This is a genomic window from Cellvibrio mixtus subsp. mixtus J3-8 (assembly GCF_000766945.1).
GTDB classification, from domain to species: Bacteria; Pseudomonadota; Gammaproteobacteria; order Pseudomonadales; family Cellvibrionaceae; genus Cellvibrio; species Cellvibrio mixtus_A.
This window is the reverse complement of record NZ_KN266211.1, coordinates 27947-39310: the sequence shown is the minus strand read 5'-3', so window position 1 is coordinate 39310 and position 11364 is coordinate 27947. Positions and strand designations below refer to the sequence as shown.

The 11364-nt window shown below is 48.8% G+C and carries 10 protein-coding genes; 5 read left to right on the top strand and 5 right to left on the bottom strand.

The features are described 5' to 3' along the window. Window positions 1–46 precede the first annotated feature (46 nt). The 5 genes from A596_RS16390 to A596_RS16370 all read right to left on the bottom strand — a co-directional run bounded on the left by A596_RS16390 (window position 47) and on the right by A596_RS16370 (window position 6036). Window positions 47–880, bottom strand: coding sequence for a BRO family protein (locus A596_RS16390; protein ID WP_039916792.1), 834 nt, complete (start codon window positions 878–880; stop codon window positions 47–49). 99 nt (window positions 881–979) lie between these two features. Beyond that, window positions 980–3232 (bottom strand): arginine/lysine/ornithine decarboxylase, encoded by a 2253-nt coding sequence (locus A596_RS16385; protein ID WP_039916790.1) that lies wholly within the window; start codon window positions 3230–3232, stop codon window positions 980–982. 343 nt (window positions 3233–3575) lie between these two features. After that, window positions 3576–4274: a PEP-CTERM sorting domain-containing protein gene (locus A596_RS16380; RefSeq protein WP_039916788.1), complete on the bottom strand. Its 699-nt coding sequence runs from the start codon at window positions 4272–4274 to the stop codon at window positions 3576–3578. Window positions 4275–4609: 335 nt separating this feature from the next. Continuing rightward, window positions 4610–5311, bottom strand: a complete 702-nt coding sequence (locus tag A596_RS16375) for a hypothetical protein (protein WP_039916786.1) — start codon at window positions 5309–5311, stop codon at window positions 4610–4612. 146 nt (window positions 5312–5457) lie between these two features. Next, on the bottom strand, window positions 5458–6036 hold the full coding sequence (locus tag A596_RS16370) for a helicase (protein ID WP_200882952.1): 579 nt from the start codon (window positions 6034–6036) through the stop codon (window positions 5458–5460). A 124-nt stretch (window positions 6037–6160) separates the two neighbouring features. On the opposite strand from A596_RS16370, the gene ubiE reads away from it, so the two are divergent. The 5 genes from ubiE (at window position 6161) to A596_RS16345 (ending at window position 11335) form a co-directional block, all read left to right on the top strand. Then, window positions 6161–6910: a bifunctional demethylmenaquinone methyltransferase/2-methoxy-6-polyprenyl-1,4-benzoquinol methylase UbiE gene (gene ubiE / locus A596_RS16365; RefSeq protein ID WP_039917085.1), complete on the top strand. Its 750-nt coding sequence runs from the start codon at window positions 6161–6163 to the stop codon at window positions 6908–6910. Window positions 6911–6930: 20 nt separating this feature from the next. Further along, a complete protein-coding gene (locus A596_RS16360; protein WP_235425763.1) occupies window positions 6931–7545 on the top strand; it encodes a ubiquinone biosynthesis accessory factor UbiJ in 615 nt (204 codons plus the stop codon). Window positions 7546–7698: 153 nt separating this feature from the next. After that, window positions 7699–9357 carry a ubiquinone biosynthesis regulatory protein kinase UbiB gene (gene ubiB / locus A596_RS16355; protein WP_039916774.1) on the top strand — a complete coding sequence of 553 codons (1659 nt, stop codon included), beginning with the start codon at window positions 7699–7701 and terminating at the stop codon, window positions 9355–9357. Window positions 9358–9410: 53 nt separating this feature from the next. Then, on the top strand, window positions 9411–10523 hold the full coding sequence (locus A596_RS16350; protein WP_039916773.1) for a DUF2157 domain-containing protein: 1113 nt from the start codon (window positions 9411–9413) through the stop codon (window positions 10521–10523). After that, window positions 10520–11335 (top strand): DUF4824 family protein, encoded by an 816-nt coding sequence (locus A596_RS16345; protein ID WP_039916769.1) that lies wholly within the window; start codon window positions 10520–10522, stop codon window positions 11333–11335. The genes A596_RS16350 and A596_RS16345 overlap by 4 nt, the downstream gene beginning before the upstream one ends. Window positions 11336–11364: the final 29 nt, after the last annotated feature.

Genomic DNA, 11364 nt, shown 5'->3' with positions numbered 1-11364 from the left:
TGTTACTTGTGATTGGGTGAAATATTTTTAAAAGGTTAGCTAATTTTTATTTTTTCGAGATATTTTTCTGCCCGGTATGCGCGAGCTGGTTTGCATTTTTTGCGGTCACGACTTTTTTGCCTGTTTTCGACTCAATATCTTTACGTGCATTACCAGCTACCTCGCCACCCTGTTGGGCAATTTGTTTACTTGCATCAAAATTGTGAGGGTCAAGCTCTTTGGAAATTTCAGTGGTGGTTGCCTCTGCCAGCATATTCAACACTAATTCCAAATTGCTCATATTATCGCGCAGGTTTTCTTTTTTTAGATTTTTAAATTGCTTGTATTCTTTTGTAGTTAACCCGCTCCATGCACGTGTAATCTCATCAGTCAGGATCGCGAATTCTTTCCCACGTTTTACCCCCCGACTCTCCCATTCATCAGTTAATTCCTTGCGTACCTCTATGCTTTTGAGCCGCTGGTTAATCCATTCTTTGGAATAGCCTTTGGCTAGATAGCTCTCCAGGGCACGGTCGATTGTCAGTTCAGGATCTTCGTTTTCTTCCAGCCGCTCATAGCCAACCTGCGCTAACCAGAGTTTGAAGGGTTCAGCATTAGGGGAGGGAATGGATTGGATGAGACGCAGTAAGGTTTCGGTGTCAGCCACATCGGTAGCTCGAGCTTTTCCGTCGGGAGCAGTCATTTTCAACTGTCCGATTTTATCGGACACTTCACTTCCCTCCTTGAAAAGCTTTTTCTTAAGATCATTCCAATACTTTCGGGGCCGGTCGGACGCCGTCAACGCCTGGACAATATCAATCACACTGAAATACCACTGCTCCTGCTCTTGATCCCAGTGGCTACGAATTTGTTGATTCTCAAATAGTTTGACTTTGCTCATAGTATTTACCTTCCTGGTTTTATGGTGGCGATAAAAAAGCCACCTCATGTAAATGAGATGGCTTTTTAATTTATAACATCCTGTTCATGAACGGCAGCTTTATTGTTTTACGCAGTCTACGTAGTAGTCTTTTTTGCCATCCACTTCGCGTTTTACCAGACCATGGACATCCGTTTCGAAGCCGGGGAATTTCTCGTTGAAATCGCGCGCGAATTTTAAATAATCCACAATAGTTTTGTTAAAACGCTCGCCTGGAATCAACAACGGAATTCCCGGCGGGTACGGCGTTAACAAAATAGATGTGATGCGACCTTCGAGTTGGTTGATAGGTACGCGCTCAATTTCGCGATGCGCCATTTTGGCAAACGCATCGGACGGTTTCATCGCCGGTTGCATATCGGAGAGATACATTTCCGTGGTCAAGCGCGCAACATCGTAGGCTTTATAGAAATCGTGGATTTGCTGGCACAGGTCGCGCAAGCCCATACGCTCGTAGCGCGGATTCGCTTGTGCAAACTCCGGCATAATTCGCCACATCGGCTGGTTCTTGTCGTAGTCATCTTTAAATTGTTGCAGCGCCGCTACCAGGGTATTCCAACGGCCTTTGGTGATGCCAATGGTGAACATGATAAAGAATGAGTAGAGGCCGCACTTCTCGATAATTACACCGTTTTCCGCCAGGTATTTGGTGACGATCGATGCCGGAATACCGGTCTCTGCAAATTGGCCATTGACCGACAAACCAGGATTCACGATGGTGGCTTTGATCGGATCGAGCATATTGAAGTTCGGCGCAAGTTTGCCGAAGCCGTGCCAGTTATCATCGCTGCGCAATACCCAGTCTTCGCGATCACCAACACCATCCGCAGCAAATTCATCCGGCCCCCAGACCTGGAACCACCAATCCTGGCCCCATTCTTCGTCTACTTTTTTCATCGCACGGCGGAAATCCAGCGCTTCCAGAATGGATTCTTCTACCAGCGCGTGACCACCGGGGGCTTCCATCATTGCTGCCGCCACATCGCACGAGGCAATGATTGAGTATTGCGGCGAGGTAGACGTGTGCATCAAATAGGCTTCGTTGAATGCGTCCTGATCCAGTTTTACTTTTTCTGATTCACGTACCAGCACTTGCGATGCTTGCGATAAACCGGCGAGCAATTTGTGCGTGGATTGTGTGGAGAAAATCATCGATTCTTTTGCGCGCGGGCGATCTTTGCCAATCGCGTGCATGTCTTTGTAGAACTCATGGAACGTCGCATGCGGCAACCAGGCTTCATCGAAATGCAGCGTATCGATTTTGCCATCGAGCATATTTTTCAACGTCTCTACGTTGTAGAGCACACCGTCATAAGTCGATTGGGTAATGGTGAGGATGCGCGGTTTTTTATTGGCCGCTTCACGCGCGAATGGATTCGCTTCGATTTTGCGCGCGATACTTTCCGGCGTAAATTCTTCCAGCGGGATCGGGCCGATAATGCCGAGGTTGTTGCGCGTCGGCATCAGGAATACCGGAATCGCGCCGCACATAATAATCGAGTGCAGGATCGACTTATGGCAGTTGCGGTCCACGACCACAATATCGCCCGGCGCTACCGTTGAGTGCCAGACCATTTTGTTAGAGGTCGAGGTTCCATTGGTCACAAAGTAGCAATGGTCCGCGTTAAAAATGCGCGCCGCATTGCGCTCGGAGGCGGCGATAGGGCCAGTGTGATCGAGCAGCTGACCTAATTCTTCTACCGCATTACACACGTCGGCACGCAACATGCGCTCACCAAAGAATTGATGGAACATCTGGCCAATCGGTGATTTCAAAAACGCTACACCGCCAGAGTGACCGGGACAGTGCCAGGAATAGGAGCCATCTTGTGCATAGTGCACTAACGCGCGGAAGAATGGCGGAGCCAAACCATCAAGGTAAGATTTGGCTTCGCGGATAATATGGCGCGCTACGAATTCGGGGGTGTCTTCAAACATATGAATGAAGCCGTGCAGCTCGCGCAAAATATCGTTAGGGATATGGCGCGAGGTGCGCGTTTCACCGTACAGGTAAATCGGGATGTCGGCGTTTTTGTAGCGAATCTCTTCAACGAATGCACGCAACGCTTTAAGCGCGTGGTCGGTCTCTTCTTGCGAGCCGGTACCGAATTCTTCGTCGTCAATCGACAAAATAAACGCCGAGGCGCGCGATTGTTGTTGTGCAAATTGCGATAGGTCACCGTAGCTGGTTACGCCCAGTACCTCCCAGTTTTCCTGCTCGATAGCATCGGCTAGCGCGCGTATGCCGGAACCCGAGGTGTTCTCGGAGCGGAAGTCTTCATCGATGATGACAATGGGAAAGCGAAATTTCATGGAATCTCCACAAAAATATACAGATGGAATTTCACTTGCTGGCGAGACGCCTCTGGGTGGTGCTTGTACTGATGCCGTACACATCAGCGCTGGTTACTGGCGAACCTTCCGGCCAGTTCACTGGAACAGCGAACCGAGGAAAAACCGGTGGTGGTTTGGAAGCCACTGAGTATGGTTTACAGTGCCGCGCATTGACCGGTCTAAGTGTAGAACGAATTTACAACTGGGAAGTTCCCGGCAATGCGGCGGCGATTGTAATTCACTTGAGCGAATTCAAACACCCATTTGTGACAAGAAAAAGGCAGGAAAGCAGCAGCCGGATGATCTCCGGCTGCGCATTTTTTCAGCAGGGTTTAACGGCACCACCCAGATTGCGCTCGCGACGGGACCAGAACAGGCCGAGTACACCGGCCAACAACAACCCTGCAACGCCAGGCTCCGGAACATCAACTTTAGTAATACTCCAGTTACCCGCATCGTTACCACCGGAGTAACTTTGCTGGATTTTTTCGCCCTGAACCCAACGCGACTCCCATTCCACAGGATGGAAACGGTTGGTGAATTTATCTTCACCGGTTTCGCTATTGGTTTTCAGCGCAACAAAATGCCGGGCGAGGCGATGCAAGATCAAATCAGTATCGGGTGTGATCAACTCGGTGATGCGCAGCAGCACATTCCATTCCAGCACATTGCCCGCCGAATCCAGATTCACCCAGCCGCCAGAGCGCTCGGAAAACAGATCCAGTGGAAACTCAATAAGCCCTTCGGGGGAAATCAGCGAAAAGGTGAAATTCTTGAAGCTGAATTTGGTGGAAGGATTTAGTGAAAGGTCTTGCTCGGGCGCTGTAAATGAAAAAGTAAATGCAATAGGAAGGATATCGGTGTGGTTAGCCAGGTCATCGAGCTCACCATTGATGGAATAGGACGTTAACGGCAACTCATCACTGGTGTAGGTAAACACCAAATGGGCCGAAGCAGGTAACGAAAAAACGAACAACGCAATAACAGAACAACGAGCAGCCCACTTATAGATAACACGCATAGCGCACTCCTTGGGGTGTACCCCCATATATGATTGAAAGCAGGGCATTTCTGAAGTTGAAACCCGTCCATTCAAACACTCCGTTCACATCAATGCACGCACACACGGCGTGATAATGCGACAAAATGCTTGCCCAAGCTGGAATCGCAATACCTTTTCGAAATGACCCTGAGTGACGAAAGACTATCTTGATACGTAACTTGATAAGTAACTTAATTGCCAAACACATTTACCCTCATCAGGATTTCTCCTGGCCACACCTCGCACGCCAACAAACCCGGTGAAACCAGCAGTTAATACACCGGCGTTAACGGGCTTCAGAACGACTATTTTTTCTATCGCCCAAATAGAGAAAGGATGTTTTTGCGCCCGCCGCGCAGCCAGAACAATGCACTCAATCCCATCACCAACAAGCCTGCAGAACCCGCTTCCGGCACGGCCACTCTTTCGATGGTCCAATTGTTAAAGTTGCTGGCGCCCGAGTAGCTCATCTGGATTTTGGCAAGCTGGATGTAATATCCATGCCACGTAGAAGGGTGAAAACGATTGGATAATTTGTCTCCATCTTCGCTGCTGGATTTAACCGCAATAAAATTATTGGACAGGCGATGGAAGAAGAGATTGGTCTCAGGAGTAATCAGCTCGGTCATGCGCAACATTACATTCCAGCCTGTAATATTTCCACTCTGGTCAAGCGTTACCCAGCCTCCTGAACGGGAAGAAGTAAGGTCCAGCGTGTAATAGATGATGGATTCCGCAATAGGCGAAATCAGTGAAAAGGTGAAATCTGTGAAACGGAACGTTGTGGACGGCTGCAAGGATAAATCCTGTTCCGGTACCGTAAAGGAATAACTAAATGCTAGCGGCAATATGTCTTTGTAATCGTTAATATTTTCAGGATAACCATTGATCGTATACGCCGTTAACGGCAATTCGTTACTGGTGTAAGTGAACACCAGGTGCGCTGAGGCAGGCAGCGAAATAACCAATGTAATAACAGCCAAACATCGAGCAGCCCAATAGCGGGTACCACGCATAGCTTACTCCTTGGGGCAAAACCCCTGTTCCGTGTGTGAAAGAAATCCGATTAAAAACCGGGATCTGTTAACTCAAGCACGGTGGAGATGCAAAATGCATGCGCAATTTAAAGCATTTAACGCCAAAAAGTTTGGAAACCAGCAATTTACCTGTCGCTGTGACTGCTCGCAACGCTGCTATGGGTATTGGTTAATGAGTGAATTGCTGGCTGAATTGACGAATAACCCGCTGAAGGGGGCGATAAATGACTTATCGCACCGGAAGGCGCCTTTACCGGGTTGCTAACAACATCCTCTGCAATCAATTGCAACGCAGCGGGCATCAACCGATTGATTTGCGCTTTCTCATCGGGTGAAGGCGTTCTGTAGCCGCGCGGCCAAATGCCGTCCAGGTAATGCCAGCCATAACCCCATCGATAGGTCGATGGCCAATAAGGCCCGCCGCCCATGCGCACACTATTATAGGTATGGCTCGCAATCATGGGCTGCTGCGCTTTTTGGATGCACTGTTTCATCGCGTCGTCTGCCTGTTGGCGCTGCTCCTCGGTACCACCGATCCAATACGCCAAATCGTGTGCAACACAACAATGCCGCCAGAGATTGGGGTTACCGGGCGGACCATCAATCCACATGGAACAACCGTCAGTAGCGAAAGGTTTAAGTGTATCTGCCACAACCGGTGTAGCGATCAACAGCAAACCAACCAATGCAGCAGGGATACGCACAACTAGCTCCTTTAACTACCTGCCTCGCAGGCGCGGGATTTTTCGGGTGTGAGAAACGGATGGGCATTGTACAATGCGCCCCACAACAAATCCGCCCTCTTTACGCCAGCCCTGGATTGCCGCTATGAACGAGAAAAAAACCACCCACTTCGGTTTTAAGCAAGTTCCCGTCGAAGAAAAAGCCGGGCGCGTTGCCGAAGTGTTCCATTCGGTCGCCGCCAAATACGATGTGATGAACGACTTGATGTCCGGCGGCATCCATCGCTTGTGGAAACGCTTCACGATTGAAGCCTCGGGCGTGCGCGCCGGCCACAAGGTCCTGGATATCGCCGGCGGCACGGGCGATTTAAGCTACCAATTCGCCAAACGTGTGGGCGCAACCGGCCAGGTAATCCTGGCGGACATCAATGCCTCAATGCTTGGCGTTGGCCGCGATCGCTTGATTGACCGCGGCATTGCCGGCAATATCGGTTTCGCGCAGTGCGATGCGCAATTCCTGCCGTTCCCGGATAACACCTTCGATTGCATCACCATCGCCTTTGGTTTGCGCAATGTGACCGATAAAGATTTAGCGCTGCGCTCCATGCAACGCGTGTTAAAACCCGGCGGCCGTTTACTGGTGCTGGAATTCTCCAAACCGCAAAACGATTTGCTCAGCAAGGTGTATGACACTTACTCATTCAAGGTCCTGCCATTTATGGGCAAGCTGGTGACGAACGACGCGGAAAGTTATCGCTATCTGGCGGAATCCATCCGCATGCACCCGGACCAGCAAACGTTAAAAGAGATGATGGATAACGCCGGTTTTGTACGCACCGAATTCCATAACATGACCGGCGGCATTGTTGCGCTGCACAAAGGCATCAAGCCTTAACCATTAATCGTATGGATAAAATGCTCACCACCGCCGTCCTCGCCAGCGCAGAAAAAATTATTAACACCGCGTTGTATTATGATCCAGCGACGCGCATCGGCCTTGCGCGCTTGAGTGGAAAAATCCTCGCGGTAAAAATCACCGCGCCGGTGGCAATGAATTTATTTGTTATGCCCGTCGATGAAGAAATAGAGTTAATGGCGAATTGGGATGGCGAAGTAGATACGCAACTCAGCGGTTCCCTGATGGCCCTGCTGCAATTATCGACCACCGAAATCCACAACCTGAAATATTCCGGCGTTACGGCCATGGGCGATTTGGGTTTGCTCGCGGATTTGCAAACGTTGTTCAAAAATCTCGACATCGATTGGGAAGATATGCTCAGCCAATTCACCGGTGACATTATCGGCCACCAGACGGCGCAAGTCATTCGCACCAAATTCGGTTGGGCCAAAGACCGTGCACACAATGCCACACGCTTAACCAAAGAATTTTTAACCGAAGAATATCAGGCACTGGTTTCCAAACCTGAACTGGAAGATTTTTACCAACAAGTGGACGAATTGCGGTTATCAGTTGATCGCGCTGCCGCGCGCGTTGAAAAGCTGCTTGCGGAGAAACGTAGGTTGGGCTGAGGAACGATGCCCAACAAAGCAACGCATAAAAATTGCTAAACAATAAAATGCACATTCGCCACCACGAAAGGAATTCATTGTGTTGGGCAAGCCGGTCATGTTGGGGTTCGTTCCTCACCACCAACCTACACAAAAAAGAGAATTGAGTTTGTAATGGTCTTCCTCCGCTTATTAACAATCCTGCGCGTCTTCGCCCGTTATCGCCTGGACCAATTGCTCCCCGATAATTTACCCTTCGCTGCACGCGCCGCGTTATTTTTCTTCAAACTATTTCCGCAGCCACGTTCAGCTAACGGTGAAAAATTATCGCGCGGTGAATGCTTGCGCCGCGCCTGCGAAGATTTAGGCCCGATCTTTGTAAAATTCGGCCAATTACTCTCTACACGCCCGGACCTGGTTCCCGACGATATCGTCATCGAACTTAATCACCTTCAAGATAACGTCGCTCCGTTCGCCAACGACGAATTCCAGCGTATTGTCGAAGCCTCATTGGGCGCAAAAGTCAGCGATGTGTTTGCCAGTTACGATGCATCCCCACTCGCCTCTGCCTCCGTCGCGCAAGTGCATACCGCCACCCTGAAAGACGGTCGCGATGTAGTTATCAAAGTTGTTCGCCCCGGAATCGAAAAAGTCATCGCACAGGATGTTGAGTTGCTGCTGATGGTTGCACGTTGGGTAGAAAAAAATACGATCGATGGCAAACGCCTGCATCCGGTGGAAATTGTTGAAGATTATCGCATCACAATTTTTGATGAACTGGATTTGCAACGCGAAGCCGCCAACGGCTCGCAATTGCGCCGCAACTTTTTAAATTCACCGTTGCTGTACGTCCCTGAAGTCTATTGGGATTACACCCGCCACAATGTGTTGGTGATGGAGCGCATTTACGGTATTCCGGTTACCGATATGGTTGCGCTCAATGCGCAAAACACCAACCTGAAAAAACTCGCCGAGCGCGGCGTAGAAATTTTTTTCACCCAGGTGTTCGATCATAATTTCTTCCACGCCGACATGCATCCTGGCAACATTTTTGTCGCCACGCAAAATCCGCAACTGCCGCAATATATCGCGGTCGATATGGCCATTGTGGGGTCACTCACCCGCGAAGACCAATATTACCTTGCGCGCAATTTGCTCGCGATGTTCCGCCGCGATTATCGCCAGGTAGCAGAATTGCATGTGCAAAGCGGCTGGGTGCCAAATTATGTACGGGTCGAGGAACTGGAAGCAGCGATTCGCACTGTGTGCGAACCTATTTTTGAAAAACCGCTGAAAGAAATTTCTTTTGCGAACGTATTGCTGAGTTTATTCCGCACTGCGCGCCGCTTTGATATGGAAGTACAACCGCAATTAGTGTTGCTGCAAAAAACCTTGCTCAATATTGAAGGGTTGGGTCGGCAGTTGTATCCGGACCTGGACCTGTGGGCCACCGCGCATCCTTATTTAGAGCGTTGGTTAAAAAATCGCTTCCATCCAAAATCGCTCTGGCGCGAGCTCAAACGCACTGCACCGGACTGGATGGAAAAATTCCCGCAAGTGCCCGATCTGTTTTTCAACAGCCTGAAACAATTGCCACACATTTCGCAGCAAGTCGATAATCTCTCCCAGGAATTATTCACGCGCAAAAAATACCAGCGCCAGCATGGTCGCCGCCAGGTGATCGCCGCACTGGCATTTGTTGCGGCGGCTTATTTGCTATACCGCGATCCACAAACTGCAACTGTAATAGCCCAGTGGTTAGCTAACGATATACCCACATCTGCGCTCGCGCTTATCGCGATTGGTGTGGCTGCTTTGTGGTTCAAAAAATAATGCCATAATATCGCGCAAGCAATTTCAACATTATGTGATACGAGGGAAGCGCTATGACAGTGACTAACAACAGTGGTACGACGACAAAAGCGGAAGCCCAGGCGCGCGCCGATCAAATCCGTGCCTTCAACGCCGAACAAAAAATTTTGCAAGCGCGCGGTTTACTTTCACTGGATGATGGGCAAAGCCGTGCAATCCAGGCGTATCACCAGCAACTACTGCGCGAATTACAGCAACAGCAGGATATTGACCTCACTGACCGCGCACGCCATTTATCATTAGGTACGCAAATTGTTGCACTGCTCGGTGCCGGCGCTTTTGCGGCCAGCGTATTTTTTCTGTTTTATCAATACTGGGGATTATTCAACCAGCTACAACAAGTCAGTATGCTGATCGCTGCCCCATTGTTAACACTCTTTGCCGCCGCGTGGATAAAGCAGCGCGATAGTTCTGGCTATTACGCAAAACTTATTGCTATTGTTTCATTCGTGTGTTTTATATTGAACCTGGTGATGCTGGGCAGCGTGTTTAATATTATTCCTTCGCCCAACGCATTTGCCACCTACGCACTCTATGGATTTTCATTAGCTTATTTATTTCATGTTCGACTGCTATTAGCAGCGGCACTGATTTGCGTTTTTATTTTTATCGCCGCAAAAACTACCTATTGGTTTAGCGGGCTTTACTGGATCTCACTGTGGGAACGCCCCGAAAATTTCCTGTTACCCGCATTGGCTTTTTTCGCCGTACCTCTTTTCAAGGAACATAAAAATTATTCCTGCTTCGCCGCGATTTATCAAATTATTTCTGCCTGCGCATTTTTCCTCTGCATACTTATGCTCAGCAACTGGGGTAGAGATAGTTACCTGCCCCTTGATGCGAATATCATTGAGGGTTTTTATCAGATCCTGGGATTCGCAACCAGCACTGCATTAATTGTTTTTGGATTACGCCAGCACAACGGGCAATTGATGTTATTGGGCAATGTGTTTTTTGCAGTGTTCCTGTGCAACAAATTTTTTGATTGGTGGTGGGACTGGATGCCGAAATCGCTTTTCTTCCTGGTGATCGGGCTCACTGCAATACTGGCGTTAACTATTTTTAATCGCCTGCGTAAATGGCAGCAACAATTAATAATAGAATCGGCAGCGGAGGTTGCACCATGAATAAACTATTCTGGAGTGCTGTCGGTTTATTGGTTGCAGTGAATAGTGTGGTGCTGGGACACAGTTATTACAATCGCCAGGAAGTAAATGCGCGCATTACCTTTAGCGAACGCGAATTAAGCCTTCCGGATAATTATGGTTTTGAGAAGGAAAACTCCGGCATCAATTTATCTATCCGGTGGAGTACACGCCCCAATAGGACGCCAGAAAACAATTATTATTATGGAAGGGATTTGCAATTATCGCCCAAGCACTATTCAACCTTTCACTTCTCCGGCATTTGCAATCAGGAGCATCAGGAAACTAACGAACAAGGTTTTGTTTTAGTCGAATTTAATGGCAATACCCACCAGCAAACCATTGAGCAGCTTAAAGCCCAGCTTAAGCAGCTGAGGCAATCAGAGCCCGGGGCGCAACCCGGCCTTACAGAAAAAATAAAAGCGCTGGCCGATGAATTGTTACAGTTTGAACACACACGTTCACGCCTTTATATTATTGATGCTGCAGTGAGCAAAATTGCATTGCAGGAAACTATAACCAAGCAAGAGCGAACACCCGGCAATCAATTTTTGATACTACCTGCGGTCATTAGCGATGCTTACACACACTGTGAGGGCAAACAACAAAACCCCAATACAATATATATTGATGAATTGTTAGTTAACCCTATTTACGTTCCACGCGAATACCATGCATTGCTTTCCGATAAAAAACTTAACAAACATTTTCAGGCAACAATCGCATTTGGCAAACTGGACGAACCCTGGCTGGAATCACTCGTCGCCTGTGAAAAGGAATGTAAAGCACAGTAGCAATTTGCAGAATATGGACCGTAAAAAGC

Excerpts from the sequence above, each read along its gene's own strand:
- A596_RS16345 (WP_039916769.1), top strand. The coding sequence starts at position 10,520 with ATGAATAAACTATTCTGGAGTGCTGTCGGTTTATTGGTTGCAGTGAAT.
- A596_RS16390 (WP_039916792.1), bottom strand. The coding sequence starts at position 880 with ATGAGCAAAGTCAAACTATTTGAGAATCAACAAATTCGTAGCCACTGG.
- A596_RS16360 (WP_235425763.1), top strand. The coding sequence starts at position 6,931 with ATGCTCACCACCGCCGTCCTCGCCAGCGCAGAAAAAATTATTAACACC.
- A596_RS16375 (WP_039916786.1), bottom strand. The coding sequence starts at position 5,311 with ATGCGTGGTACCCGCTATTGGGCTGCTCGATGTTTGGCTGTTATTACA.
- A596_RS16350 (WP_039916773.1), top strand. The coding sequence starts at position 9,411 with ATGACAGTGACTAACAACAGTGGTACGACGACAAAAGCGGAAGCCCAG.
- A596_RS16380 (WP_039916788.1), bottom strand. The coding sequence starts at position 4,274 with ATGCGTGTTATCTATAAGTGGGCTGCTCGTTGTTCTGTTATTGCGTTG.
- ubiB (WP_039916774.1), top strand. The coding sequence starts at position 7,699 with ATGGTCTTCCTCCGCTTATTAACAATCCTGCGCGTCTTCGCCCGTTAT.
- ubiE (WP_039917085.1), top strand. The coding sequence starts at position 6,161 with ATGAACGAGAAAAAAACCACCCACTTCGGTTTTAAGCAAGTTCCCGTC.
- A596_RS16385 (WP_039916790.1), bottom strand. The coding sequence starts at position 3,232 with ATGAAATTTCGCTTTCCCATTGTCATCATCGATGAAGACTTCCGCTCC.